The organism is Vibrio sp. 10N.247.310.17, from assembly GCF_041466605.1.
GTDB lineage: Bacteria > Pseudomonadota > Gammaproteobacteria > Enterobacterales > Vibrionaceae > Vibrio > Vibrio tasmaniensis_A.
The window spans coordinates 1-25,654 of sequence record NZ_JBFSTC010000027.1; the positions used below are offsets into that span (position 1 = coordinate 1).

Genomic DNA, 25,654 nt, shown 5'->3' on the forward strand with positions numbered 1-25,654 from the left:
ACCTCTCGGCGCCAGAACCTAAATCTGGTGCGTCTACCAATTCCGCCACGACCGCTTTACTTTCCTAAAAACTCTTTACTGTAAAGAAACATATGTTTAATAACAAACAGAGTGCTTAGGAAATGGTGGCTACTGCGGGATTCGAACCTGCGACCCCATCATTATGAGTGATGTGCTCTAACCAACTGAGCTAAGTAGCCATTTCCAAATTGTTGCTCATTTCGAGACGTTGCCGCTTCGTTGTGAACGGGGCGCATTATGCGGAGTTGAGTGAAACCCGTCAACTTTTTTTTTGAATAAATCACGAATAAACATCTGTTCGGTTTCTTTTTAGTCAAAGAGGCGTATTTGTCAGCAAGAAATAGGTTCAAATGCCGATATATATAGGAAGTTAAGTTTTGGATAAGAAGCTCTTTAGAAAGAGCGAAAACGAAAAAGGCCAGTGAATTCGCTGGCCTTTTATTAGATGTTTATCGGTAATTAAACGTTGAAACGGAAGTGAACAACATCACCGTCTTTAACGATGTATTCTTTGCCTTCAAGACGCCATTTACCTGCATCTTTTGCTCCGCTTTCACCGCCAAATTCGATGAAATGTTCGTAACCAACTACTTCTGCACGGATGAATCCTTTTTCGAAGTCGGTGTGGATCTTGCCTGCAGCTTGTGGCGCAGTCGCACCTACAGGGATCGTCCAAGCGCGAACTTCTTTAACACCTGCAGTGAAGTAAGTCTGAAGAGTAAGTAGTTCGTAACCAGAGCGGATCACTCGGTTAAGGCCTGGTTCTTCGATACCCATGTCTGCAAGGAACTCTTCACGATCTTCATCGTCAAGTTCAGAAAGCTCAGATTCGATTGCAGCACAAACAGCAACAACAACGTTGTTCTCTTTTTCTGCGTACTCACGAACTGCGTCTAGGTAAGGGTTGTTTTCAAAACCATCTTCAGCAACGTTTGCGATGTACATTGTTGGCTTAAGCGTTAGGAAGTTAAGGTAGTCGATCGCCGCTACTTCTTCTTTAGCAAGTTCAACAGTACGAGCCATACCACCTTCAGTCAGGATAGGTAGTAGCTTTTCAAGAACCGTAGTTTCGAATTTAGCGTCTTTATCGCCGCCTTTTGCTTTTTTAGCATTGCGGAATATTGCACGTTCACAGCTATCTAGATCGGCAAGAGCAAGCTCAAGGTTGATCACTTCGATATCTTCGATAGGTGATACTTTGCCTGAAACGTGAACGATGTTTTCGTTTTCAAAGCAGCGTACAACGTGACCGATAGCATCAGTTTCGCGGATGTTAGCTAGGAACTTGTTACCTAGACCTTCGCCTTTAGATGCGCCAGCAACTAGGCCTGCGATATCTACGAATTCCATTGTCGTTGGAAGGATCTTCTGTGGATTAACAATTTTTGCTAATGCATCTAAGCGTAGATCTGGAACCGGAACGATACCTGTGTTTGGTTCGATCGTACAAAATGGAAAGTTTGCTGCTTCGATGCCTGCTTTAGTCAGCGCGTTAAACAGAGTTGACTTACCAACGTTTGGTAGACCAACGATGCCACATTTAAAACCCATGATATAAACCTTATTCTGCTTTGAACGTATGTAAGCGATTTTGTGCTTTTGGTAGGCCATCTTTCAATAAGATGTCTAGGCTACGAACCGATTCGTCAACGACAGCCTCGATACACTCTTGCTCTTTCGCAGGAGCTTTGCCTAATACATAACCTGCAACTTTATCTTTGTGTCCTGGATGGCCAATGCCTAATCTAAGACGATAGAATTCTTTATTGTTACCCTGTTTGCTGATGATGTCTTTCAGACCATTATGTCCACCATGACCACCACCTTTTTTAAACTTTCCAATACCTGGAGGAAGATCTAACTCATCGTGAGCGACCATGATCTCTTCTGGTTTAATTTGGTAGAACTTTGCTAAGGCAGCAACAGCTTTGCCTGACAAGTTCATAAAAGTCGTTGGGATCAGCAAACGAAGATCTTCACCATGAACCATGATACGACCCGTTAGGCCAAAGAACTTTGGTTCGTTCTTCAGTGTCACGTTGTGTACACGTGCTAATTCTTCAACTACCCAAGCACCCGCATTGTGGCGAGTTTTGGCGTATTCTGGACCTGGATTAGCCAGTCCAACGAGAAGTTTTATTTGTTGGCTCAAGGTATGGATCTCTCTTGGGATTTCAAAAAGCGCCGTATGATATCACAGTTTATGAAAAAGGTGCGAGCTAGCTGATAGCAACTCAATGATTCAAACTGTGGTCGTTAGATATAAAAAAAGCACTTCATCGAATGAAGTGCTTAATATCTTTTTCAGATTGTTCTGCTAAAGCAAAGCTATAGAGCTTTGATTAGTTGAACATCGCAGAGATAGACTCTTCGTTGCTGATACGACGAATCGCTTCAGCAAGCATGCGAGAAAGGCTTAGCTCAGTCACTTTACCTGTCGCGGCCATTTCTGGAGAAAGCTTGATTGAATCAGTAACAATAACTTGGTCTAGAACTGAATTGCGGATGTTGTCTGCAGCAGTACCAGAGAATACAGCGTGAGTTGCGTAAGCGAATACACGCTTAGCACCGCGCTCTTTAAGCGCTTCAGCTGCTTTACATAGTGTGCCACCAGTATCGATCATGTCATCAACGATAACACAGTCACGACCTTCAACATCACCGATTAGGTTCATTACTTCAGAAACGTTAGCACGTGGACGACGCTTATCAACGATAGCGATGTCAACATCACCTAGCGCTTTAGCTGTAGCACGAGCACGTACAACACCACCAAGGTCTGGAGAAACCACAACTGGGTTTTCTAGGCCACGGTTAGCCATGTCTTCTAGAAGAACTGGAGTGCCGAAAATGTTATCAACAGGTACATCGAAGAAGCCTTGGATTTGCTCTGCGTGTAGGTCGATAGTCAAAACGCGGTCAACACCAACGTTAGAAAGGAAATCTGCAACAACTTTTGCAGTAATAGGCACACGAGCAGAACGTACACGACGATCTTGACGGGCATAACCGAAGTAAGGGATTACAGCAGTAATACGGCCAGCAGAAGCACGGCGCATTGCGTCAATCATTACCACCAATTCCATAAGGTTGTCATTGGTTGGTGCACAAGTTGATTGAATCAGGAATACATCGCTACCACGAACGTTTTCATTGATTTGTACAGCGACTTCGCCATCAGAAAAACGGTCTACAGTAGCATCTCCAAGAGAGATGTATAGACGATCAGCAATACGTTGGGCTAGTTCAGGTGTTGCGTTACCAGCAAATAGCTTCATATCAGGCACGGTGGAAACCTCGGGTTGCGTCCAGTTTTAAATAGATTGTGGGTGGGCTGATTGGTATTCAGCCAAAGTTTCTTTTAAAGGCGAAATGTTTCGTCCTCTCGCGACAAACGCGGAAACTGTGTCAGGCAGTTGCTCTAGCACTGATTCGGCTTCTTTTTTGCTGCTAAATTCAGCAAAAACGCATGAACCCGTACCAGTCAATCTCGACGGCGCGTATTGTAGCAGCCATGAAAGTTGCTTATCAACCTCTGGGTACAGCATTCGCACAATTTTTTCGCAATCGTTTACGTATTCTTGCTCTAGAAGCGTTGATAGTGCTCGCTTCGGCGTATTTCGAGTTAATTCTGAATGTGTGAATATGTCTACAGTTGCTATGCTCACTTGAGGTTTAACAACGAGATACCATTTCTCATCCGGATTAGCGGGTTGTAATTGTTCACCAACACCTTCAGCAAAGGCGGCGTGGCCTCGAACGAAGACCGGAACGTCTGCACCAAGCTTTAAGCCAATCTCAGCTAACTGGTCATCAGACAGGTTGAGTTGCCATAAATGGTTGAGCGCGACCAACACGGTTGCGGCATTTGAAGAGCCTCCGCCAATGCCACCTCCCATAGGAAGCACTTTCTTTAACTGAATATCCGCACCGAAAGTTGTCGATGTATATTGTTGAAGGGCAGTTGCGGCTTTCCAAATCAGGTTATCTTCTGTCTCAACGCCTGGAATTTCAGGTGTGATGGTTATCGAGCTTGTTTCTCGGTTTGCGGTAACCGTAAGTTCATCGCCAAAGTCGACAAACTGAAATAGGGTCTGAAGTTCGTGATAGCCATTGTCGCGTTGGCCAGTGATATAGAGAAATAAATTCAGCTTAGCTGGCGAAGGCCAGTGCGTTGGCGTTGTTATCATTTTTTCAGTGTCCACTTCGAAACTACAATGTTGATTTTGTTCTCGTCTTGCTTGAATGACAATCGAGTAGGGAGTGGGATTGTCTCTACGTTCGTGCTGTCTTCACTAGAGTTCTTGCTGTCTTCACCAGATAATAGTGTACTCGGCATCTCTGTATTGCGATAGTTAGCAAAATTCAGAGTCCACAATTGGCTGCTGACTTGTTTAGACAGAGATTCAAGCGTGTTAGTGCTGTTGAGTTGGTAGCTATCTGCTTGGTCGGGAATGCCAAGAAACCATTGTGGTAGGTGATCAATGGGGATCTGCAATCCAGTAAGTTGCTCTACCAATACAGATGCACTTGCATGGGTGAATACTTGATCATCGTAAGTCACGACTTTTGCACCCAAACTGTCAATTGTAAGGTTCAAGGCGGTTTGACCAAGGAAAGTGGTCAGTCTTAATTGGCTTTGATTTGGGGAGTGCTTCCATATGAAGTTTAGGCTTTGGCGTTGCTCTGGAGAAATGTAAGCGAGCTTGCCTGAAGCTTGATAGTTTTCTATCTGTAAAAGCCTGTTTTGGTGACTTTGCCACTCAACGCTGGTCGGTTGTTCTGGGATAGACGAGCAACCCACCATAATGATGGTCAAAAAAATAAGAGACGTGATTTTTCGAAGCTTGCTCATATTTGCTCACAACTTGTTCAAATTTATCTAAAAAACGTCTCAACTATAGCATTGAATTCACGAACTCAGGAAAACAAATCCCGCTTGCTCTTTAAATAGAGCCATGCATCAAGTAAAATTCGCCCCTTGTTTCCATTCCCTGATCGAGAACTTCTGATACATGTCTTTGCTTGCCGTAGGTATCAATCACAATACAGCGTCGGTTGAATTGCGAGAAAAAGTCGCTTTTGGTCCAGATAAATTATCTGAGGCACTTAAGCAACTTAACGCAAATGCACACGTAAATGGAAGTGTCATACTTTCTACCTGTAATCGAACTGAAGTGTATTGTGACGTCAAAGGCGTGGCAAAAAACAAGTTGATCGATTGGCTGTCTGTATTTCATCAAGTTAGCCCTGAAGAATTAAAACCGAGCATCTACATCCATGAAGAGCAGGCCGCGATTAAGCACTTAATGCGCGTTGCCTGTGGTTTGGACTCTCTGGTGTTGGGTGAACCACAGATTTTAGGTCAGGTGAAGCAAGCTTATACAGACTCTCGAGATAACAAATCTGTTGATGCTTCAATGGAAAAACTGTTTCAGAAATCATTTTCTGTCGCTAAGCGTGTTCGAACTGAAACTGAAATTGGCGGAAGCGCGGTTTCAGTTGCTTACGCAGCTTGCACATTAGCCAAACACATCTTTGAGTCGATTGCTGAATCAACGGTGTTATTGGTAGGTGCGGGTGAGACGATTGAATTGGTGGCAAAACACCTTTCAGCGAATGGTTGCACCAAGATGATTGTGGCCAACCGAACTCGTGAGCGTGCTTTAGGGCTAGCTGAAGAGTTTGGTGCTGAAGTGATTAGCCTCAATGAAATCCCCGATCACCTGCATCGAGCGGATATCGTGATCAGCTCAACCGCTAGTCCACTGCCTATTATTGGGAAGGGCATGGTTGAGACCGCACTTAAGACAAGAAAACATCAACCGATGTTGTTGGTTGATATTGCAGTGCCCCGCGATGTTGAGTCTCAGGTAGGCGATCTGAATGATGCTTACCTATATTCCGTTGATGATCTGCAGTCGATTGTTGATGGCAACATTGAACAACGTAAAGTGGAAGCTATCCAAGCGGAAGCGATCGTTAGTGAAGAAAGTGCAGCATTCATGAGTTGGATGCGCTCACTGCAAGCGGTAGACAGTATTCGTGACTATCGCAAATCGGCCAATGAAATCCGAGAAGAATTATTAAGTAAGAGTTTACAATCACTTGCCGCTGGCGGTGACCCTGAAAAAGTTTTACTTGAGCTAAGTAACAAGCTCACAAACAAATTGATCCATGCTCCAACGCGTGCGCTCCAAAGTGCAGCAGAGCAAGGAGAACCTGCAAAATTAACGGTCATTAGACAGAGTTTGGGCTTAGAAAACCCTCAATAATATTCGACCTCCAACAGAATAAGACATTATGAAAGCCTCGATTCTAATAAAGCTTGAAACACTTGTTGAACGCTATGAAGAAGTTCAACATCTACTTGGTGATCCCGATGTACTTGGGAATCAAGATAAATTCCGTGCCTTGTCAAAAGAGTATTCTCAATTAGAAGAGGTGACGGGGTGCTTTAAATCATACCAGCAAGCTCAAGAAGATTTAGAAGCTGCTGAAGAGATGGCAAATGAAGACGACGCAGAAATGCGTGAAATGGCTCAAGAAGAAATCAAAGATGCGAAAGCGAACATTGAACGTCTGACTGATGAGCTGCAAATTCTTCTGATTCCAAAAGATCCAAACGATGAGCGTAACTGTTTCTTAGAGATTCGTGCCGGCGCAGGTGGTGATGAAGCGGGTATCTTTGCGGGTAACCTTTTCCGTATGTACTCTAAGTTTGCCGAGAAAAAAGGCTGGCGCGTCGAAGTGATGAGCAGCAATGTTTCAGAGCAGGGCGGCTTTAAAGAGATGATCGCTAAAATCAGTGGCGATGCTGTTTATGGCACAATGAAGTTCGAGTCTGGTGGTCACCGTGTACAACGTGTACCTGAGACTGAATCACAAGGTCGTGTTCATACGTCTGCATGTACCGTTGCGGTTATGCCTGAGATTCCAGAAGCAGATCTGCCAGAGATCAAAGCTGGCGACCTTAAGATTGATACTTTCCGTGCATCTGGCGCGGGTGGTCAGCACGTTAACACCACGGATTCAGCAATCCGTATTACTCACTTACCAACAGGTACAGTAGTAGAGTGTCAAGACGAGCGTTCTCAGCATAAAAACAAAGCGAAAGCGATGGCTGTTCTTGCGGCTCGTATCGTTCAAGCTGAAGAAGAGCGTCGTGCTGCTGCGATTTCAGATACACGTCGTAACCTATTAGGTTCTGGTGACCGTAGTGACCGTATTCGTACGTACAACTACCCTCAAGGCCGTGTTTCTGATCACCGCATCAACTTAACTATCTACCGCCTGAACGAAGTTCTGGAAGGTGATATGCAAAGCCTGCTTGATCCTGTTCTACAAGAGCACCAAGCCGATCAACTAGCAGCACTTGCTGAGCACAACTAATTACTATGCAGTCAGCATATACGGTTGAAAGTGCTTTAAAGTCAGCAATCGTACAGCTTCAAGAGGGCGATAACACATCGCCCTCGATTGATGCTGCGGTACTGCTTTGCCACGCCTTAGATAAACCAAGATCTTACCTACTGACTTGGCCTGAGAAGCATCTCACTTCAGAACAAGAATCCGAATTCCATACCCTTCTAAAACGTCGCTTAACCGGTGAGCCTGTGGCTTATATTGTTGGTGAACGTGAGTTTTGGTCGCTGCCGTTAAAAGTCTCTCCTTCTACTTTAATCCCGCGTCCAGATACGGAACGTTTGGTTGAAGTGGCGTTAGACAAAACGTATGGCAAGCAAGGTGGGATTCTCGATTTAGGAACGGGTACAGGTGCGATTGCTTTGGCATTGGCCTCTGAGATGCCGAACCGACCAGTGACGGGTATTGATCTTCGTCCGGAAGCGCAGCAACTTGCGACAGAAAACGCACGATGCTTGAATATCACCAACGCCACCTTTTTACACGGCAGTTGGTTTGAGCCTTTGAACCTAGCTAACTCTGAAAAAGAAGCTGTAAAGTTCTCGTTGATTGTCTCTAACCCACCTTACATTGAGAAGAATGACCCTCATTTATCTCAAGGTGATGTGCGTTTTGAACCGATCACAGCGTTAGTTGCTGAAGAGAAAGGGCTCGCGGATATTCGATACATCTCTGAAAACGCACGTGGCTTTTTAGAAAACGAAGGTTGGTTAGCGTTTGAACACGGTTACGACCAAGGTTTAGCTGTACGTGAGATTATGCAGGCGCTCGGATATCTCGATGTTGTGACAGAGAAAGATTACGGTGGTAATGACCGAGTGACATTGGGTCGTTACTGTTCATAGGTTGCTGTTAATCATCTTGTGAGCAATAGATGATTAACTTGCTAAATTGATACCTTTAACTCGAAAATACACTTAACTTGATAATGCATTTAACGCAGAAATACAGAGATTTTACGCAGAATTACAGAGCATTAACGGGTATTGTGTGGCTCGTGTTAACGAAAGACATATAAAAATATAAAGGAATACCATGTACGAAGGTTTAAAACATTTTCACCTATTAACGATTGCTATAAGCGCACTGCTTCTTTCGATTCGTTTCGCTCTTATGATGGCTAACTCACCGAAGCTTAAGCATCCTTTCTTACAGCGTTTCCCTCATATCAATGACTCGTTGCTGTTGCTTTCGGGTATTGGTTTGATTTTTATCACTGGCTTTATTCCATTTACACCAGCAGCACCCTGGTTAACCGAAAAACTAACCTGTGTTATGGCTTACATCGCATTGGGCTTCTTTGCGCTTAAGCTAGGTAAAAACAAGCTACTGAGAGTGTTCTCTTTCTTTGGTGCGCTTGGCTGGTTAGCGATGGCAGGTAAAATTGCAATGACGAAGACACCAACATTTTTCGGTTAATTATCTCCTTATTTCGGTTAACTACCTATGTACGAATTTTTTGATGAAGACTTTGACCAGCTAGAGTTAGCTGAAGGTGCATTGATCTTAAATAAAGCGATTAACCCAGAAACTCAAGACAGTTGGGCAGAACAAGAGTTGGCGAGATTGTTAAAAGACGCCGAGTTTGCTTTGGTTAACGAAACGGATGAACAGCAGAAGTTTGAATCCTTTATTCGACTATTCTTTTATGAGTGGGGTTTTGCTGGGGATAAAGATGCGTATTTTTCTTCGGAAAACGCATTTATCGATAAAGTACTTGAGAGAAAAAAAGGCATTCCAGTGAGTCTTGGTGCGATCTTTCTGTATCTAGGTCGCAAGTTAGGCTTCCCTGTTGAAGGCGTATCTTTCCCAACTCAATTCTTACTTAAAGTGAGTTGGTTCGGGCAAGCTGCTGTATACATTAACCCGTACAACGGCGAGTACGTTGGCGTGCAAACTTTACGAGCATGGCTTATTGGGCATGATGGCCCACTAGCTAAGGTGAAGGCTGAACACTTAGAAGTTGCTGACCACCCAACGATTATTGGTAAGTGGCTAGCGTTACTTAAGAGTGCATTGCTGCGAGAAGAGCGTTATACGCTTGCATTGAAGTGTACCGACCTTGCGTTAACGTTTGTGCCGGATGATCCGTATGAAATCCGCGACCGCGGCTTTATTTATCAGCAGCTAGACTGTCATCAGGTCGCTGCTACGGATTATCAATATTTTATCGACCAATGCCCAGATGACCCTGCATCTGAGTTACTGAAATCTCAAGTGAACGTCATGAACGAAAAGACAGTGGTTGTTCACTAATTAATAATTATTTAGAGAGAATATGATGGAACAGAAAACAGTTCACATTGGTGACATGCCAATTGCTAACGACAAGCCATTTACGCTATTTGCAGGCATGAACGTTCTTGAATCTCGCGATCTAGCTATGCAGATCTGTGAGCACTACGTGAAAGTCACAGAGAAGTTGGGCATCCCTTACGTATTTAAGGCGTCTTTCGATAAAGCAAACCGCAGCTCAGTTCACTCATACCGTGGTCCTGGCATGGAAGAAGGTCTTAAAATTTTCCAAGAGCTGAAAGATACTTTTGGCGTGAAGATCATTACGGATATCCACACAGAAGCACAAGCTCAGCCTGTTGCTGATGTGGTTGATGTAATCCAACTTCCAGCGTTCCTAGCTCGTCAAACCGACCTTGTTGAAGCGATGGCTAAGACTGGCGCGGTAATCAATGTGAAGAAGCCTCAGTTCATGAGCCCAGATCAAGTGGGTAATATCGTTGATAAGTTTGCTGAGTGCGGCAACGACAACATCATTCTTTGTGAACGTGGTTCTTGCATGGGGTATGACAACTTAGTTGTTGATATGCTTGGTTTTGGTGTAATGAAAAAATCATCAAACGGCAGCCCAATCATCTTTGATGTGACTCACGCGCTTCAAATGCGTGACCCTTCAGGTGCTGCATCTGGCGGTCGTCGTGAGCAAACTGTTGAGCTTGCTAAAGCGGGTATTGCTACTGGAATTGCTGGTCTATTCCTTGAGGCACACCCGAACCCAGATCAAGCGCGTTGTGATGGCCCATCAGCGTTACCACTAGATAAGCTAGAGCCGTTCTTGAAGCAGATGAAAGCACTTGATGACCTTATCAAAGGCTTCGAGCACATCGAAATCAAATAGTTTTATCTGATGTTAAGTCACTAGTATTAACTCGTTATTTGATTGTAATAGACAAACGCCCAACTCTTAGAGTTGGGCGTTTTTTAATGGAACATCCGTTTAGTTCACCGAAGCCTCGGCCTATTTGGGCTATGACTAAGCTGTCTGGTTGTTCACGAACTTGTTTTGCAGTGCGTCAATCTACGATAGGCGATTAAATCCTTGTTAACAGAGCCTCTGATTCCCTAAGAAAGCGGTATAGGTGTGTGAGGTCTGTCCTGTTTGTAGTGAATTGCTGACGTTCATCACACTTTATAAGTAAACGATTGCCTGTGATGCAGGGGAAGTTTGAGTGTAATCTCATAATTTTGTTACACTTAACTGTTGATCTATGCGTGACCAATTCGACATAAATATGAAATCGTCGTGTTACATTTAGAATGTTAATTTAAGATTAGTCATGTTGAAGTCTTATTGTTCGAACTCCAGACAAGGAGTCGCAATGGATTATAGAAAGCAGTGGATTCCCCTAAAAAGTTCAAAGGTATGACAATGAAGCAACGCCTTATTCTAAAGACAGCACTAAGTGCTGCAATCCTAGCTACTTTGGCTGGATGTGCGTCTCAATCAGCTCATGATTGGAACCAAGACGAAACTTATAAGCTAACTATCCTGCATACGAACGACAACCATGGTCGTTTTTGGCAGAACAAATACGGCGAATACGGCATGTCTGCACGTAAAACGCTTGTTGACCAACTTCGTGCAGAAGTTGAAGCAGAAGGCGGTAGCGTGTTGCTTCTATCTGGCGGTGACATCAACACTGGTGTACCAGAGTCAGACCTTCAGGATGCAGAACCTGATTTTAAAGGTATGAATAAAATTGGTTACGATGCAATGGCATTAGGTAACCACGAGTTCGATAACTCACTAGACGTACTGCAAAAACAGATCGACTGGGCAAACTTCCCAATGCTATCTGCAAACATCTACGACAAAGCGACAGGCGAGCGTAAATTCCAAGCTTACGAGATGTTTGAAAAGCAAGGTATCAAGATTGCTGTTATCGGTCTAACGACTGAAGATACTGCGAAAATTGGTAACCCAGAATTTATTGCTGGTATCGATTTTCGTGATCCTAAAGAAGAAGCGAAGAAACTGATCGCTGAACTTAAAGAAACAGAAAAACCAGACCTAATCTTCGCTGTGACTCACATGGGTCACTACGAAAATGGTCAGCGTGGTGTTAATGCTCCGGGTGATGTAGCACTAGCTCGTTACCTAAATGAAGGCGATCTAGATATGATCGTTGGTGGTCACTCTCAAGAGCCTGTATGTATGGAAGGCCCTAACGTTGCGAAGCAAAACTTCAAGCCGGGTGATGAGTGTAAACCAGACGTTCAAAACGGTACTTACATCGTTCAAGCTCACGAGTGGGGCAAGTACGTAGGCCGTGCTGATTACGAATTCCGTAACGGCGAACTAGAGATGGTGAGCTACGACTTGGTTCCCGTTAACCTTAAGAAGAAAGTTAAGATTGACGGCAAGAAGCAACGCGTTCTTATTCAAGATGAAATCGCACAAGATCCAGAGCTGCTTGAATTCCTACGTCCTTTCCAAGAACAGGGCCAAGCTCAGTTAGAAGTTCAAATCGCTGAGACAAATGGCAAGCTTGAAGGTGACCGCAACGTAGTTCGCTTCCAACAAACTAACCTGGGTCGTTTGATTGCGACTTCTCACATGGAGCGTGCAAAAGCAGACTTCGCTGTGATGAACTCCGGCGGCGTTCGTGACTCAATTGAAGCCGGCGATGTGACGTACAAAGATGTACTGACAGTACAGCCTTTTGCAAACATCCTGACTTACACTGATATGACTGGTAAAGAAGTTCTAGATTACCTAAACGTAGTGGCGACTAAACCTGTTGATTCAGGTGCTTATGCACAGTTTGCAGGTATTTCTATGACTGTCGCTGACGGTGAAGTATCGAATGTCTTCATCGGTGGCAAGCAGCTTCGTTTAGATGAAACATACCGCTTTACGGTACCAAGCTTTAACGCTGCTGGCGGTGACGGTTACCCTAAACTGTCTGATCACCCTGGCTTTGTGAACACAGGTTTTGTTGACGCTGAAGTACTAAAAGAGTACCTAGAAGCAAACAGCCCTGTTGATGTGAACAAGTATGCGCCTTCAGGTCAAATGGTTTACAAGTAATTGAACCCAGTTAATTGAATCATTAGGTGCTAAATTAGATTGACTCTAGCACCATGATAAATTTAACTAAAGCGACGCCTCGGCGTCGCTTTTTGTTTATCTATCGTTTGGATTTGTTATGACCCCTGCAATCAATCTCGCCAAGAAAAAGAAAATCGCTCACAGTGTGCATCAGTATCATCATGATACAAATAACACGAATTATGGATTAGAGGCTGTCGAAGCGCTTGGTCAAGATCCCAAACGTGTATTCAAAACGCTGTTGTTCAGCTTGAATGGTGTGGCGAAAGATTTGGCGGTAGCTGTTATTCCTGTTGACCAGAAGTTAAACCTTAAGCTTGCAGCTAAAGCAGCGAAAGGTAAAAAAGCAGAGATGGCTGATCCAGATATTGCTCAGAAAACGACAGGTTATGTGGTGGGAGGAATCAGTCCTCTTGGTCAGAAAAAAGCATTGCCTACCTTTGTTCATTCCAGCGCTACCGATTTTGAAACGATATGTGTGAGTGCAGGGAAGAGAGGGTTAGAGATCGAGCTAGACCCGAAAGACTTAGTACTACTTACGCGTGGTCAGTTTGCTGAACTATGCCTGTAGCTTGTGCTCTCCATAACGATAAACGTACATGATCATAAATAAAACGCCCGCTAGACTAATCTAGCGGGCGTTTCTTTATCGACAGTCCCGTTTGAAAGGGTTCTGACTACTTTTTCAAACCTAAAGTACCACCAACACGTTTCGGTGCAGGCTTGTTCGGTCTGTTTGAATCTTGACTGCGGTTTGTCGGTTTACCGCTTCTACGTTCGTTATTGTCGCGATCTGTGCGATTGCGATCCGAACGGTTTTTATCTGAATTAGAACGCTCTGAACGAGAGTTTGATTTCCAGTTCTCGGTATTGCCACCGCCACTGCTTTCACCGTTCGATGAGTTACGGCCACGCTTTGAGTTAGGCGCATGACGGAATTCATCCGCATTGTTACCGCGGTAAGTGCGAGCACGGTTCTCGTTTTGATTACGGCGCGCAGTTGAAGTTTGGTTCTCTTCACGGCTATCAAAAAGTTTCGCGTCAGTCGCTTTACGAATGCGTTGACCTTTCGCGTTCATTTTTGACGCATCTTCAGTACTTACTGAGCCTTCACACATTGCCAAGATTTCAGTAATCTCTTCGTCGCTCAGGTAGCGCCATTTTCCGTTAGGAATGCCGTCTAATGAGATGTTCATAATACGAACACGGCGAAGCTTAAATACTTCATATCCGAGAGCTTCACACATACGGCGAATCTGACGGTTAAGGCCTTGCGTTAATGTGATGCGAAACGAGAACTTGGTCTCTTTCTCTACCTTACATGGCAAGGTAACAGTGTCGAGAATATGAACGCCAGCGCCCATTTGCTTCAAGAACTCAGTCGTAATAGGTTTATCTACACGAACCACGTATTCTTTTTCGTGGTTGTTACCTGCACGTAGGATTTTGTTTACGATATCGCCGTCGTTGGTCAAGAAGATAAGACCATCAGAAGGCTTATCTAGACGACCAATAGGGAATATACGCTTGTGGTGACCTATAAAGTCGACGATGTTGCCTGGAATATCACGCTCAGTAGTACAGGTGATACCTGTTGGTTTATTAAGAGCAATGTAGATCGGCTTTTCTCTTGAACGAACAGGTTTATTGTCGATCTCAACATCATCACCAGGCAAGACTTTAGTGCCCATTTCAGGGATCTTACCGTTAATAGTAACTCGGCCAGCATCAATGAGTTTGTCGGCTTCGCGGCGTGAGCAAAAACCAGTTTCACTGATGTATTTATTAAGGCGTTTAGCTTGGGATTCTTGTGACATGATATTCTCTTAGCGTTTCACAACGGAAATATAGATAAACAAAAAGCAACCTCTGAATAGTTGCTTTGAGTTGGGATTCGTTAACTGAGGCAATTTTAGCACTTGGTGTGAGTCTAGGCACGAAATATCGCTCTTGATGCAAGACCGCTATTAGCTTACTTATCTATCTCAACTTATCAACTGCTGCGCTTTTGATGGCGCTCTCTGTTTTCTAGCTTTTTGTCATTACTCTTTCTGAGCATGACATAGACCGCACCTGTACCACCGTGAAATTGCTGAGCTGAATGAACACATTGAACATCGTTAATTTGTGTTAGCCAATTTGCCACGTAGCTTTTCATCATTGCTGGTGGATTCGAACGCTCACCTTTACCGTGGACAATGATAACGGTGCGAACATCCATTCTTAAACACTGGCGTAAAAATGAGAGTACTTCGTTACGAGCGTCTTTCAGTGTTTTCCTGTGAAGGTCGAGTTTGGCTTGAATTGGATACTTGCCCAAGCGCAGCTTTTTGTATACGCCTTCTTGTACGCCATCTTTTTTATAAGCAATGACATCGTCAGGTTTGATCATTGGAGAGTAGTCTAATGATAAGTAGTCTTTCTCGTCGTCAGACAGCCACATAGCGGCTTCACGCTTAGCAAGGTGAGATTCTGTGACTCGGTGTACTTTCTGGTGTTCGGCGGTGTCATGGTCGATACGTTTAACATCGCCCATCATTTCTTGGAATAGATCTAAGTCGTCATCATGAGACATAGTGTGTATCTCAAGTTGGATAAGGATAAGGTAAGTATACCTAAGTTGAGGCCGGGTTTAAAAATGAAAAAACCGGAGAAGACAATAAGTCGGCTCCGGTGCAAAGCGTTTTTACATCTACCTAAAGAAAATGATACTTAAAAGTAGATGATTTAGGCTGAGCGATTCTAGTGAGGAGATTTTTCAGTCATAACTTTGTAGATGAAGAAGCCTCCATAGAACATCATGAGACCCAGAGCCCCGAATATTACTATCATTGAAGATAGCCCCACCGCATTACCAAATAGGAGTTCTAGCCAAAAGTCCATGTGTATACCTCAAAGTTATATGACACGAGTTAGTGTATTAACTGGTGTTATCAATTCACTGATCTGGATCAATCCTGTTTCATAAGTTAAATACTTGTTGGTAACTGTGTGTTTTTCGTCACATTGGCATTTCACTTGTACGTCTTTTGTTCGAACGATTCGATATTGTAAAAAAGAGTGAAAAAAGCCCTTGCGGATAAACTCAGAATCCGTATTATACGCTTCATCGACAGGCAATCAGCCAGTTAGATATCTCGGTGAATAGCGCAGCTTGGTAGCGCATCTGGTTTGGGACCAGAGGGTCGGGGGTTCGAATCCCTCTTCACCGACCACATTAAAGAAGGCCGTAGCAGAAATGCTACGGCTTTTTTGCATTTTGGTATATGTGTCATTCCCTAGAGCGACGAAGGAGCGAGTCGGAAATCTCTTGTTGTTCTAAACATCCCGCATAGAGAAAGGATTGACTCAATAAGCCAGCCGAAAATCTGTTTACTTCACATCACACGTGATGTTCTTGATTGGCGTCTCTGAAGTAACAAAGCAAACATACGCTTCAACAGGGTTATTTCGACCAATTCGAATGTAACCCGCCTGTATTTCATCTTCGTTAAACGTCACCGAGTGAGAGTTACTCGTTTGGCCATCGTAAAAGCTCGCTTCAAATTTTCTATTCATTTGGCTCGCGATACGGTTGCGTGTCGTCGATGTAATGAACGTAATATTGGCACAGCGCATCGGTGGCTTCTCAGTGATCAGAAACTGGCCGCTTTCTTTATCTAACACACCGCCTTTTGTATCCGGTTGAATGTCTATCGCCTGAAACTGTTCGATGGTACAAGTTTCTTTAGCCGTCACTACCGTAGGCGTGAGGATCGCTAGGGCTAAAGGTAAAGCAAAGAGTACTGGTTTCATGAGAACAACACCGTATATAAAAAGAGCGAAAGATAATAACACCGTTATGGTGCGATTAAGTGTAATGATTCAGTTATTAAGTAATGGTTATATTATGAGAAGGTCATGGTATCGAATTTAGTTAGTTGTCGTCACTAGTCTCAAATTGACACCGGGCCTGTTGGCTTTGTGATTGTTGAGTGACATTGAAACCTTTCTCTTCTAACAACTGCAATAAGTTACCTTCTCCTATTAGGTGCAAGGCGCCAACCACAATTAAGTAGCTCTCTTTCGAGTCAAGTTTCCAATCATTGGCGGATAGTTTGTTTGCCCAGTCTATATTGCGATCGGTTAAAAATGCTTTCTCTAGTTCAGGTGACATCTCAGACAGCTCTGCGAAAGCTTCCAGCTTCGCTAAATCACCCGCTTTCCAGCTTTCGATTAAGCAATTAACCACACGATCAGTTTGGTCAAACTCTTCAAGGCTACTGACTAACCACTCCTTACCGTCGTCCTTTTGTTTTGTCATCAGGTCTATTTGGAATTGAAGCGGTTCTAAGCTGACAACTGGAACATCTTGGATAGTCGCTTTGTAAGCTAGCGTCGCATCAACGCCGCCGGCGGAGCCATAACCAAGTTTTTTTAACTGCTGCATCTGTATCGATAGAGAGGTTGCCCAAGGCGGTGAGTTAAGCAGTTGTTGCGTTGGCATACCCAATGATTTTGATATGTCGGTTAATAATTGTTTTTGTTGTTTGTTTAATACATCAGCGGTGGTCACTTTGGTCGTCGGATAAACGACACCCTCTGTCTTTCTTATATCCGTTTCGATAACTAAGCCATCACTGTTTTTTAGCGCGTCGGTGATTGCCGAAGGAAGTGGGTACATACTTTTATCCCCAACGTGCACAGAACCTAAGATAGTAAGCGTCAGATCATCCTTTTTGGCTTGCCAATAAAGAGGCTCGGCCGCAGCTTGTTTGGCTGAAAATGCGAGAACGAATAAAGTTACGTACAAAAATGTGCGCAAGGAAAGCTCCTATTAAAAGATATGAACTCGTTAAAATTGATTTTGACGGCGTTTTTTAACGGTTTTTTTTGAGAACGATGTCACGTTGTTTGTACGAAAAGTATAACAACACGAATAAACTCTTAAACCTTTCTCCCTACCAACAACACGATTTTATGAAATCCTTTAAAAAGATTGTGATTCAATTCTCAGTTTTTACGTCAAAATAAAAATGACGGAAGTGCCGTAGGTTGTAACTTTATGATTTTAATATAATTAATTTTATCAGTGTTTTTGAGATTTGAAGCTGATCACTTTATTAACCTGATTTAATTCACGGCAAAAAATAAGCCCATATAGTTTATCTAACTTTCGAAGCGCTCCACTTTGCTTCTGACTCAATTTTAAATTTATGGGTGAATACGATGTTGAAGAGAAACTTACTATCTGTAGCGGTACTGGCTGGTTTGACGGGTTGTGCTGTAACGCAAGCACCTGAGCAACAGGTGGTTAATGCACTGGCTGATAACCTTGATGTGCAATATGAAATTCTAACCAATCACGGTGCGAATGAAGGCATGGCTTGTCAGGACCTAGGTGCTGAGTGGGCGTCATGTAATAAAGTGAACATGACTCTGACCAATGACGGTGAAGCGATTGATTCGAAAGATTGGACTATCTACTTCCATAGTATTCGCCTTATTTTAGATGTTGATAACGAACAATTTAAAATCACTCGTGTAACAGGTGACCTACACAAACTAGAACCAACAGATAAGTTCGATGGTTTTGCCGCTGGTGAAGAAGTGATTCTTCCGTTAACGACTGAGTACTGGCAACTGTTTGAAACTGACTTTATGCCGGGTGCATTCGTAACTGCGCCAAACGCAGAACCTAAGATGATTGCTTCATTGAATACTGAAGATGTCGCGTCGTTCGTAACAGGTTTGGAAGGAAACCACCTTAAGCGTACACCTGATGACAACAATGTCATGGCGACTGCGGTTACGCGTTTCGAAAAGAATGCGGATCTAGCAACGCAAGACGTTTCAACAACGCTTTTACCAACCCCAATGTCGGTAGAAGCGGGGGAAGGTTCAGTGAGTATTGCTGGTGGTATCGCCCTACCTAAAGAGGCATTCGATGCTGAGCAGTTCGCTGCAATTGAAGAACGTGCAGATGTGGTAAACGTAGATGTGAGTGGCGACCTACCTGTTAGTGTTGCCGTTGTTCCTACTCAGTTTACGGGTGATTTAGCAAAATCTGGCGCTTATGAACTAAGCATCTCGGAAGAGGGGATTGCGATTAAAGCGTTTGATAAAACAGGTGCTTTCTACGCAGTTCAGTCTATTTTTGGCCTAATAGACAGTCAGAACGCTGAATCACTACCACAACTGTCGATCAAAGATGCACCACGCTTTGATTACCGTGGTGTGATGGTGGATGTTGCTCGAAACTTTCACTCAAAAGATGCCATCCTAGCGACGCTAGATCAAATGGCTGCATACAAGATGAATAAACTTCACCTTCACTTAACTGATGATGAAGGTTGGCGTTTAGAAATCCCAGGTTTACCAGAGCTAACGGATGTAGGGTCTAATCGTTGTTTTGATTTGGAAGAGCAAAGCTGTTTACTGCCTCAGCTAGGTTCAGGTCCAACAACAGACAACTTTGGCTCTGGTTTCTTTAGTAAAGCGGATTACGTCGAGATCTTAAGCTACGCAAAAGCGCGCAGCATCGAAGTAATTCCAGAAATTGATATGCCAGCACACGCTCGTTCTGCTGTGGTATCAATGGAAGCGCGTTACACTCGCCTAATGGCGGAAGGCAAAGAAGCTGAAGCAAGTGAATATCGCTTGATGGATCCACAAGATACTTCAAACGTGACGACTATTCAGTTCTACGATAAGCACAGCTTCATCAACCCATGTATGGAATCATCGACTCGCTTTGTTGATAAAGTGATTACTGAAATTGCAGCAATGCACAATGAAGCGGGTATGCCGCTAACGACTTGGCACTTTGGTGGTGATGAAGCGAAAAACATCAAGCTAGGCGCAGGCTTTCAAGATGTTGATGCTCAAGACAAAGTGGTATGGAAAGGTAACATTGAGCTAGACAAGCAAGACAAGCCATTCCAACAGTCTCCACAATGTCAGTCTTTGATTGCTGATGGTTCAGTGAGTGATTTTGGTCACCTGCCTGGCTACTTTGCAAAAGAAGTATCAAAAATTGTTGCAGACAAAGGCATTCCTCACTTCCAAGCTTGGCAAGATGGCTTGAAGTATGTGGAAGAGGGTGAAGCTGGTTTTGCGACTGAAACGACTCGCGTTAACTTCTGGGACGTTCTTTACTGGGGCGGAACTTCATCAGTGTACGATTGGTCAGCGAAAGGTTATGACGTGATTGTCTCTAACCCAGATTACGTATACATGGATATGCCATACGAAGTAGACGCAGCAGAGCGCGGTTACTACTGGGCAACGCGTGCAACGGATACTCGTAAGATGTTCGGTTTCGCACCAGAAAACATGCCACAAAATGCGGAAACCTCATTAGACCGTGACGGCAATGGCTTCACTGGTAAAGGCGAGATTGAAGCAAAACCTTTCTACGGTTTGTCGGCGCAACTTTGGTCTGAAACCGTACGTACTGACGAGCAGTATGAATACATGGTATTCCCACGAGTTCTTGCAGCAGCAGAGCGCGCATGGCACAGAGCGGATTGGGAAAACGACTACAAAGTGGGCGTTGAGTACTCTCAAGATACTGACTTAGTAAATAAGCAGTCTTTAAACAACGACTTTAATCGCTTCGCGAATATTGTTGGTCAACGTGAACTGGCTAAACTTGAGAAAGCGGGTATTGATTACCGACTACCAGTTCCGGGGGCAAAAGTTGTTGATGGCAAGCTAGCGATGAACGTTCAATTCCCTGGCGTAGAGCTTCAATACTCAGCGGATGGTGAAAACTGGCTAACGTATGATGAGCAACAACGTCCTTCGGTTTCAGGCGAAACTTACATCCGCTCTATCTCTGAAAGTGGCGAGAAAGTAAGTCGAGTGACTTCGGTGAAATAATCGATAAGCAACATTAATAGATGAGCTCCCTAACTATTATCTTACTCAGATAAAAGTGGGAGCTTTTTTTTCGTCCAAACTAAGTTCGGTACATTCCTTAAACTGAAACATATAGAAATAACCTTTGTTTATAACGTCAACAATGTACATAAGGTGAGCTTCATCGCAAAAGTGACGCACTTCTCATTCTTCTCTTCAAAAAATAAGTCCGCCATAAAAAACTATAAATCAGGTGTGATTGAAACAACTGAATCTAATTTTATGCCGTGAAATAACGTGATCTTGATCCGTTTTGATTATTGGGTTTCTTTTTTTATCTATTTTTATGTTTTTAAGTTATTGATTTATTTAAGTTAAATAACTTTCCCTTTTTTGATGGTGAGAGAGATCACTCTGCTTGCCCTTTTATTTTGAAACGTAAATTAAATCGAGCAAGATAGATTTCATGCCAGGGAGGCTACCAATTACTCAAGCGGCGAAGGTGAATGATATACCGAAGATATGTCGCTGAAAAATTTAAACTAAGGCAGTTTACTATGAAAAAAATTATCGCTCTAAGTGCACTTTCTCTTGCTTTCGCTTCTAGTGCTTTCGCTGGTTCTTCTTACGTTACAGGTAATATCCAATTTCACGACGATGGCCGTATCCACGGTTCTGATATGACTTCGACTCTAGAAGCTGGCCACACGTTTGACAACTCTCTAGGCGGTTTAACTGTTTACACTGAGTTTGATGGCATCCAACTTGGCGACCTTGAAGGTCTAACTGCTGCTGAAACTGGTGGCGACGCAACAACTGGTCAAGCAAATGCATTCATCACTGTTGGTGGTGAGCAAGCTTTCAATATCACTGACAACCTATGGGTTGCAGCGGGTTACCAACATGTCTTCTCTGCTGGCGAGAGCATTCAGTTCCGTCCACTGGTTAAAATTGGTTACAACTTCGACAACGGTATCTCTATTAGTAACCGTACTCGTGCACACATCGATGACACTTCTGCAGATGCTGACACTGATTACCGCATGGATAACCGCATTGCTTACTCTGTAAACGAAGACCTAGCGCTTAGCTACAACAACGTATACATGATTGATGCTGAAGCTATGGATCACGAGCTTCGTGCAACATGGACTCGTCAAGGTGTTCAACCTTACTTCGAATTCCGTAGCCAAGCTAACGGAGTTGATTTCGCGAACGGCGCGTCTAAAACAAACAACGCATTCGTATTCGGTGCATCTTACGGCTTCTAAGCTGACTCACTTGGCTGCTTAATCGATTAGATTATTAGCCAAGTGAGTTTCTTCGCTAATTAGCTTTTTTGTTAAATAGAGTTTTTGCTAACTAGCGACGAAAACATAGCGGTACTAACAGCCCGGTTGGTGCCGCGACAAGATTTGCTTTACTGTCCAAAAGCAAAGAGCCTAGTAAGTAAACCACAGTCTTGGGTTTACTTAATGCTAGGCTCTATTTTTATTGCTGTTCGTAGGTCTATTTACGCTCTATTTTCCGTTGTAATGACGGTATTCAAACACCTGACCTTTCTCGTTAAACGCATACACAGAATACTCGTCTTTCTTATCGCCATACTCCATGCCCGGAGAGCCCATTGGCATGCCTGGAACCGCCAAGCCAATCGCATTGCGTGGTGGGTTTTCTAAAAAGGCTTTCACATCCTCTGCTGGAATGTGTCCTTCAAATACGTAACCGTCGATCTCTGCCGTATGGCAAGAAGCCAGCTCTGGCGTTACTCCTAACTTCTGCTTGATTGGGTTCATGTCATCATGGAGTTTCTCTGTGACATCGAAACCTGCGTCTTGCATGTGTTCTGTCCACTCTGTGCAGCAGCCACAGTATGGAGACTTATGGTTTAGTACATTAGTAGCGAGAGCTTGTCCTGAAATTGCAGCGAGTGCAGTAAGAGTCATAATTTTACGAATCATGGTGAACCTCATGAATATGGTTTTTGTTGATATTAGAATGTGTGGGTTTAAACAGTCTTAATCTGTTGGCATTGCTGACTACAGTAATTGACGACATCGCCATCGCAGCGCCTGCAACGACAGGACTAAGCAGAAATCCGAAAAATGGGTAGAGCACACCGGCTGCGATAGGAATACCAAGCGAGTTGTAGATGAAGGCACCAAATAGGTTTTGCTTCATATTTCTCACGGTCGCTTGAGATAACTCGATCGCGTTGCTTACTGATAATGGCGATGAGTTGAGTAGCGTCATTTGCGCACTTTCAATCGCGACATCACTGCCACTGCCCATTGCGATTCCTATATCCGCTTGAGCAAGAGCGGGTGCATCGTTAATACCGTCTCCGACCATGGCAACACTCTTATATTGCTGTTGCAGCTGAACAATATGTTGAGCTTTCTGCTCTGGTAGTACTTCCGAGATAACCTCGTCGATACCGACGTTTTTACCTATTGCTTGAGCCACAGAGTCATTGTCGCCTGTTAATAGTACGGTGTGAATTCCAGCGGATTTTAGTTGAGCAATGGCTTGTTTGCTATCTATTTTTAATGCATCTGAAATGCCAAATATTCCTTCCAGTTTTTGGTCGATTACAACGAAGATGGGTGTCCATGCTTGTGAACGGCAAAGCTCGATAAAGTCTGCGCCAATGTCTGTATTGATGCCGAGTTGGGTGAGGTACTTAAGTGAGCCTACTTGAACGTTTTTGCCGCTAATTATTGCCTGTACTCCAAGCCCTCTTTGGTTTTCGAATTCGCTTTGGGGTAGCGCTGAAACTTGTAAGCTCTCAGCATATTGGCAAACGGCTTTCGCTAATGGGTGTTCTGAGCCTACCTCTACCGAATAGGCGTAAGCCAGCAGTTCTTGTTCTGATAAGTCGCCATAAAAGGCCTGCTGAACGGTTGGCTTACCTTGGGTTAGGGTGCCTGTTTTATCAAATACGACAGCATCGATTTTGCTTGCAGATTGCAACACATCGGCATCCTTGATCAGAACACCAAACTCAGCGGCTTTGCCCACGCCGACAGTAATAGAGAGCGGTGTCGCTAAGCCCAAGGCACATGGACAGGCGATGATCAGTACAGTGGTTGATACCACGAGCATGTAACTTGCACTCGGTTGTGGTCCAACAAAAAACCAAACTAGGGCGGCAATGGCTGCGATTGCGACCACAACTGGTACGAAAACGGCAGAGATAGAGTCGGCAAGCTTCGCAATCGCAGGCTTGCTGCTTTGTGCTTGGCGAACCATCTGAATGATTCGAGCCAACATGGTGCTTGAACCAATTCCTGTCGCTTCAATAACTAAGCTACCATCACCATTGATGGTACCAGCAGAAACGCCATCATTAATTGATTTAACGTTGGGAAGTGGTTCGCCAGTCAGCATCGATTCATCGATATAAGATTCGCCAGATATCACGACACCATCGACAGGGACTTTTTCTCCCGGTTTCACTCGAACTTGCATATCGACTTGAATGGCTTCTACAGCGATGGTTTGCTCTTTACCATCGACGATAACCACAGCCTTTTGAGGTTGTAAATTAATCAGTGCCTGCAAAGATTTGGTGGTGCGTGCCTTGGCTTTAGCTTCAATGTAGTGACCCAAAGAAATAAGGCCAACAATCATTGCACTCGCTTCAAAATAGACATGGCGTGATGGTTCTGGGAACCATGATGGAATCAGCACAACCAGCATTGAATAGAACCATGCCGCGCCTGTACCTAGAGCGACCAAGGTATCCATGGTTGCACGCTTGTGCATCAGTGATTGCCAAGCGTTAGTAAAGAAGCTGCGTCCTGAGGTCGCAAGCAGTACCAAACAGACGACACCTATTAAGCCCCAAGCCAATTGGTCGTTAAATGTAGCAATAGTCATGCTGCCACCAAACAGACCCCACGCCATCAGCGGAGCACCGATAAGTAGCGCGCTTACTGAATTCTTTAGGAAAGCTTTTTGGGTACGAAGTTGTTGCTCTTGCTGTTTTTGTTGTTGAGTTGCCGCGTCATCAACGAACTCGGCACCGTAACCTGCGTTTTTCACCGATTCTATTAGCGCGCTCTCGATGACGTCACGTGTTTCAGATGTGAAGACCAAGGCTGTCTGTTCAGCGAGGTTGATCTGAGCTTGGTCGACGAACTCATTCTTTTTCAGCGCTTTCTCTACCGAAGAAACACAACTCGCACACGTCATTCCCTCAAGAACAAGGTGATAGGTATATTGGCTAGCAGCAGGTTTATCTTGTGTCGGTTCCACGGGCACTGTTTTTTTATCGTCTTCTGAATCTGAATCTGAATTAGATAAAGGCTCATTAACTTCAGAGTAGGAAGCCGCGTGATAACCCACACTTTCGATTAGCTCAATAAGCTCGGATTCTGAAAGCAGAGTAACCAAGGACAATTCATGTTTGCTGACTTCTAGGTCTGAGATTTGCTCGGTCTGCTCAAGCGCTTGAGTCAGCTTGTTCACGCACTTACTGCAGCTAAGACCGGATAACGAAAGGTGCAGTTTATTGCCCATGCTATAACCAAGCGTCGCCAACTGTTCGTTGAGTTGAACGTAATTAATTGGAGTCGAAATATCGATGTATGTCGGCGATATATCATTGATCGTCGTATTGTCGAGTTCGCCAAACAGTGTGCGAACTTTCTTCGCACAACCCATGCAATTTAGGCCGTTGAGCGCGGTTGTGTAATGGTTCATATCGATACTCCAATTCTCATCTACGCCTAACATAAACCTTCCCGTAAGGGTAAGGTCAAACATAAATTCAAGAATTTGATCTTAGTGGCATATGAATGGGTGGGGTACGTTGATGAAATAAGCGGGAGTTAAAGAAAAGCGTGGCTATAATTTATGGGCTCAGGCTATAGATTTGCTACATCGAAGCTGAATTTGGCCTTTCTACAGTGGCTTTCGCACAAGATCCGCGCATTAATCATTCACTACTGATTGTAGATTTAAGCGGTGGTGATAAAATAGCGCCCAAAATTTAGTGATATTTGGCTATTACAG

Annotated in this window: 22 protein-coding genes and 2 tRNA genes; 11 read left to right on the forward strand and 13 right to left on the reverse strand. The window is 44.0% G+C overall.

Annotation, left to right across the window (positions count from 1 at the left end):
* Positions 1-123: 123 nt before the first annotated feature.
* The 6 genes from AB6D80_RS09900 to lolB form a co-directional block, all read right to left on the reverse strand.
* A tRNA-Met gene (locus AB6D80_RS09900) sits at positions 124-200 on the reverse strand.
* 280 nt (positions 201-480) lie between these two features.
* Positions 481-1,572 (reverse strand): redox-regulated ATPase YchF, encoded by a 1,092-nt coding sequence (gene ychF / locus AB6D80_RS09905; protein WP_029223110.1) that lies wholly within the window; start codon positions 1,570-1,572, stop codon positions 481-483.
* A gap of 10 nt (positions 1,573-1,582) precedes the next feature.
* Positions 1,583-2,173 carry an aminoacyl-tRNA hydrolase gene (pth, locus tag AB6D80_RS09910; protein ID WP_010439162.1) on the reverse strand — a complete coding sequence of 197 codons (591 nt, stop codon included), beginning with the start codon at positions 2,171-2,173 and terminating at the stop codon, positions 1,583-1,585.
* A 190-nt stretch (positions 2,174-2,363) separates the two neighbouring features.
* Positions 2,364-3,308 (reverse strand): ribose-phosphate pyrophosphokinase, encoded by a 945-nt coding sequence (locus AB6D80_RS09915; protein WP_017106306.1) that lies wholly within the window; start codon positions 3,306-3,308, stop codon positions 2,364-2,366.
* Positions 3,309-3,335: 27 nt separating this feature from the next.
* A complete protein-coding gene (gene ispE, locus AB6D80_RS09920) occupies positions 3,336-4,211 on the reverse strand; it encodes a 4-(cytidine 5'-diphospho)-2-C-methyl-D-erythritol kinase (protein ID WP_371708435.1) in 876 nt (291 codons plus the stop codon).
* Positions 4,208-4,876 carry a lipoprotein insertase outer membrane protein LolB gene (gene lolB / locus AB6D80_RS09925; RefSeq protein WP_017099626.1) on the reverse strand — a complete coding sequence of 223 codons (669 nt, stop codon included), beginning with the start codon at positions 4,874-4,876 and terminating at the stop codon, positions 4,208-4,210. The genes ispE and lolB overlap by 4 nt, the downstream gene beginning before the upstream one ends.
* Before the next feature lie 160 nt (positions 4,877-5,036).
* Between lolB and hemA the strand changes: the two genes are divergently transcribed.
* From hemA to ybaK, 8 genes are all read left to right on the forward strand, one after another.
* Positions 5,037-6,296 (forward strand): glutamyl-tRNA reductase, encoded by a 1,260-nt coding sequence (gene hemA / locus AB6D80_RS09930; RefSeq protein WP_009848729.1) that lies wholly within the window; start codon positions 5,037-5,039, stop codon positions 6,294-6,296.
* Positions 6,297-6,324: 28 nt separating this feature from the next.
* Positions 6,325-7,413, forward strand: coding sequence for a peptide chain release factor 1 (gene prfA / locus AB6D80_RS09935; protein WP_009848728.1), 1,089 nt, complete (start codon positions 6,325-6,327; stop codon positions 7,411-7,413).
* A 5-nt stretch (positions 7,414-7,418) separates the two neighbouring features.
* Entirely contained in the window at positions 7,419-8,291 is an 873-nt protein-coding gene (gene prmC, locus AB6D80_RS09940) for a peptide chain release factor N(5)-glutamine methyltransferase (protein ID WP_372188417.1), read from the forward strand.
* Positions 8,292-8,481: 190 nt separating this feature from the next.
* Positions 8,482-8,865, forward strand: a complete 384-nt coding sequence (locus tag AB6D80_RS09945; RefSeq protein ID WP_009848726.1) for a SirB2 family protein — start codon at positions 8,482-8,484, stop codon at positions 8,863-8,865.
* A 27-nt stretch (positions 8,866-8,892) separates the two neighbouring features.
* Positions 8,893-9,702: a SirB1 family protein gene (locus tag AB6D80_RS09950; RefSeq protein ID WP_009848725.1), complete on the forward strand. Its 810-nt coding sequence runs from the start codon at positions 8,893-8,895 to the stop codon at positions 9,700-9,702.
* 22 nt (positions 9,703-9,724) lie between these two features.
* Positions 9,725-10,579 (forward strand): 3-deoxy-8-phosphooctulonate synthase, encoded by an 855-nt coding sequence (gene kdsA / locus AB6D80_RS09955; RefSeq protein ID WP_017103968.1) that lies wholly within the window; start codon positions 9,725-9,727, stop codon positions 10,577-10,579.
* 531 nt (positions 10,580-11,110) lie between these two features.
* The gene (ushA, locus tag AB6D80_RS09960; RefSeq protein WP_029223112.1) at positions 11,111-12,772 is read left to right on the forward strand and encodes a bifunctional UDP-sugar hydrolase/5'-nucleotidase UshA; all 1,662 of its coding nucleotides are present in this window, start codon (positions 11,111-11,113) and stop codon (positions 12,770-12,772) included.
* Positions 12,773-12,890: 118 nt separating this feature from the next.
* A complete protein-coding gene (gene ybaK, locus AB6D80_RS09965) occupies positions 12,891-13,364 on the forward strand; it encodes a Cys-tRNA(Pro) deacylase (RefSeq protein WP_017099628.1) in 474 nt (157 codons plus the stop codon).
* 106 nt (positions 13,365-13,470) lie between these two features.
* Here the strand turns inward: ybaK and rluF are convergent, their stop codons facing one another.
* The 3 genes from rluF to AB6D80_RS09980 form a co-directional block, all read right to left on the reverse strand.
* On the reverse strand, positions 13,471-14,610 hold the full coding sequence (gene rluF / locus AB6D80_RS09970; protein WP_371708433.1) for a 23S rRNA pseudouridine(2604) synthase RluF: 1,140 nt from the start codon (positions 14,608-14,610) through the stop codon (positions 13,471-13,473).
* A 176-nt stretch (positions 14,611-14,786) separates the two neighbouring features.
* The gene (gene smrA / locus AB6D80_RS09975) at positions 14,787-15,368 is read right to left on the reverse strand and encodes a DNA endonuclease SmrA (protein WP_009848720.1); all 582 of its coding nucleotides are present in this window, start codon (positions 15,366-15,368) and stop codon (positions 14,787-14,789) included.
* A gap of 167 nt (positions 15,369-15,535) precedes the next feature.
* Positions 15,536-15,676 carry a DUF3149 domain-containing protein gene (locus AB6D80_RS09980; RefSeq protein ID WP_004736246.1) on the reverse strand — a complete coding sequence of 47 codons (141 nt, stop codon included), beginning with the start codon at positions 15,674-15,676 and terminating at the stop codon, positions 15,536-15,538.
* Between the two features lie 255 nt (positions 15,677-15,931).
* Between AB6D80_RS09980 and AB6D80_RS09985 the strand changes: the two genes are divergently transcribed.
* Positions 15,932-16,008 (forward strand) — tRNA-Pro (locus tag AB6D80_RS09985).
* A gap of 157 nt (positions 16,009-16,165) precedes the next feature.
* Here the strand turns inward: AB6D80_RS09985 and AB6D80_RS09990 are convergent.
* Positions 16,166-16,588, reverse strand: coding sequence for a hypothetical protein (locus AB6D80_RS09990; RefSeq protein WP_371707855.1), 423 nt, complete (start codon positions 16,586-16,588; stop codon positions 16,166-16,168).
* Between the two features lie 121 nt (positions 16,589-16,709).
* On the reverse strand, positions 16,710-17,597 hold the full coding sequence (locus AB6D80_RS09995; RefSeq protein ID WP_371996731.1) for a TraB/GumN family protein: 888 nt from the start codon (positions 17,595-17,597) through the stop codon (positions 16,710-16,712).
* A gap of 404 nt (positions 17,598-18,001) precedes the next feature.
* On the opposite strand from AB6D80_RS09995, the gene AB6D80_RS10000 reads away from it, so the two are divergent.
* Together AB6D80_RS10000 and AB6D80_RS10005 are read left to right on the forward strand one after the other, a co-directional pair.
* Positions 18,002-20,656 carry a beta-N-acetylhexosaminidase gene (locus AB6D80_RS10000; protein ID WP_372064335.1) on the forward strand — a complete coding sequence of 885 codons (2,655 nt, stop codon included), beginning with the start codon at positions 18,002-18,004 and terminating at the stop codon, positions 20,654-20,656.
* A 536-nt stretch (positions 20,657-21,192) separates the two neighbouring features.
* Positions 21,193-21,906: an oligogalacturonate-specific porin KdgM family protein gene (locus AB6D80_RS10005; RefSeq protein WP_009848608.1), complete on the forward strand. Its 714-nt coding sequence runs from the start codon at positions 21,193-21,195 to the stop codon at positions 21,904-21,906.
* A gap of 249 nt (positions 21,907-22,155) precedes the next feature.
* On the opposite strand, the gene AB6D80_RS10010 is transcribed toward AB6D80_RS10005, so the two are convergent.
* Both AB6D80_RS10010 and AB6D80_RS10015 read right to left on the reverse strand, forming a co-directional pair.
* Positions 22,156-22,596 carry a DUF411 domain-containing protein gene (locus tag AB6D80_RS10010; protein ID WP_372064333.1) on the reverse strand — a complete coding sequence of 147 codons (441 nt, stop codon included), beginning with the start codon at positions 22,594-22,596 and terminating at the stop codon, positions 22,156-22,158.
* Positions 22,586-25,375 (reverse strand): copper-translocating P-type ATPase, encoded by a 2,790-nt coding sequence (locus tag AB6D80_RS10015; RefSeq protein WP_372188418.1) that lies wholly within the window; start codon positions 25,373-25,375, stop codon positions 22,586-22,588. The genes AB6D80_RS10010 and AB6D80_RS10015 overlap by 11 nt, the downstream gene beginning before the upstream one ends.
* Between the last annotated feature and the right edge of the window lie 279 nt (positions 25,376-25,654).

Excerpts from the sequence above, each read along its gene's own strand:
- AB6D80_RS10015 (WP_372188418.1), bottom strand. The coding sequence starts at position 25,375 with ATGTTAGGCGTAGATGAGAATTGGAGTATCGATATGAACCATTACACA.
- AB6D80_RS10000 (WP_372064335.1), top strand. The coding sequence starts at position 18,002 with ATGTTGAAGAGAAACTTACTATCTGTAGCGGTACTGGCTGGTTTGACG.
- rluF (WP_371708433.1), bottom strand. The coding sequence starts at position 14,610 with ATGTCACAAGAATCCCAAGCTAAACGCCTTAATAAATACATCAGTGAA.
- prmC (WP_372188417.1), top strand. The coding sequence starts at position 7,419 with ATGCAGTCAGCATATACGGTTGAAAGTGCTTTAAAGTCAGCAATCGTA.
- prfA (WP_009848728.1), top strand. The coding sequence starts at position 6,325 with ATGAAAGCCTCGATTCTAATAAAGCTTGAAACACTTGTTGAACGCTAT.
- lolB (WP_017099626.1), bottom strand. The coding sequence starts at position 4,876 with ATGAGCAAGCTTCGAAAAATCACGTCTCTTATTTTTTTGACCATCATT.
- hemA (WP_009848729.1), top strand. The coding sequence starts at position 5,037 with ATGTCTTTGCTTGCCGTAGGTATCAATCACAATACAGCGTCGGTTGAA.
- AB6D80_RS10010 (WP_372064333.1), bottom strand. The coding sequence starts at position 22,596 with ATGATTCGTAAAATTATGACTCTTACTGCACTCGCTGCAATTTCAGGA.
- ispE (WP_371708435.1), bottom strand. The coding sequence starts at position 4,211 with ATGATAACAACGCCAACGCACTGGCCTTCGCCAGCTAAGCTGAATTTA.
- ybaK (WP_017099628.1), top strand. The coding sequence starts at position 12,891 with ATGACCCCTGCAATCAATCTCGCCAAGAAAAAGAAAATCGCTCACAGT.
- AB6D80_RS10005 (WP_009848608.1), top strand. The coding sequence starts at position 21,193 with ATGAAAAAAATTATCGCTCTAAGTGCACTTTCTCTTGCTTTCGCTTCT.
- AB6D80_RS09945 (WP_009848726.1), top strand. The coding sequence starts at position 8,482 with ATGTACGAAGGTTTAAAACATTTTCACCTATTAACGATTGCTATAAGC.
- AB6D80_RS09980 (WP_004736246.1), bottom strand. The coding sequence starts at position 15,676 with ATGGACTTTTGGCTAGAACTCCTATTTGGTAATGCGGTGGGGCTATCT.
- ychF (WP_029223110.1), bottom strand. The coding sequence starts at position 1,572 with ATGGGTTTTAAATGTGGCATCGTTGGTCTACCAAACGTTGGTAAGTCA.
- smrA (WP_009848720.1), bottom strand. The coding sequence starts at position 15,368 with ATGTCTCATGATGACGACTTAGATCTATTCCAAGAAATGATGGGCGAT.
- ushA (WP_029223112.1), top strand. The coding sequence starts at position 11,111 with ATGAAGCAACGCCTTATTCTAAAGACAGCACTAAGTGCTGCAATCCTA.
- kdsA (WP_017103968.1), top strand. The coding sequence starts at position 9,725 with ATGATGGAACAGAAAACAGTTCACATTGGTGACATGCCAATTGCTAAC.
- AB6D80_RS09950 (WP_009848725.1), top strand. The coding sequence starts at position 8,893 with ATGTACGAATTTTTTGATGAAGACTTTGACCAGCTAGAGTTAGCTGAA.
- AB6D80_RS09990 (WP_371707855.1), bottom strand. The coding sequence starts at position 16,588 with ATGAAACCAGTACTCTTTGCTTTACCTTTAGCCCTAGCGATCCTCACG.